The sequence below is a fragment of the Mesorhizobium sp. M1A.T.Ca.IN.004.03.1.1 genome (genome assembly GCF_003997555.1).
Classification (GTDB): domain Bacteria; phylum Pseudomonadota; class Alphaproteobacteria; order Rhizobiales; family Rhizobiaceae; genus Mesorhizobium.
On the sequence record NZ_RZTV01000775.1, the window covers coordinates 1 to 250 of the forward strand.

1 pseudogene is annotated in these 250 nt (G+C 57.2%); it reads right to left on the reverse strand.

Annotation, left to right across the window (positions count from 1 at the left end):
* Positions 1-250, reverse strand: a pseudogene (locus EOD29_RS33750) (ABC transporter); the annotation flags it as partial.

The window sequence follows — 250 nt, forward strand, 5'->3', positions numbered from 1 at the left end:
CTCCTTGGTATAAGGATGCTGCGGTCTGCTTAGGATTTGCTCGGTGCTTCCGATCTCCTGGACTTCGCCTCCTTTGAGGACAACGATGCGATCGGCGATCTGAGCCACCACGGCGAGATCGTGCGAGACGTACACGCCGCCGATGCGACCCTTGTGCATTACGGATTTAAAGGCGCGCAGCACTTCGATCTGTGTGGTCACATCAAGCGCCGTCGTGGGCTCGTCGAAGATGACAAGTTTTGGATCGCCG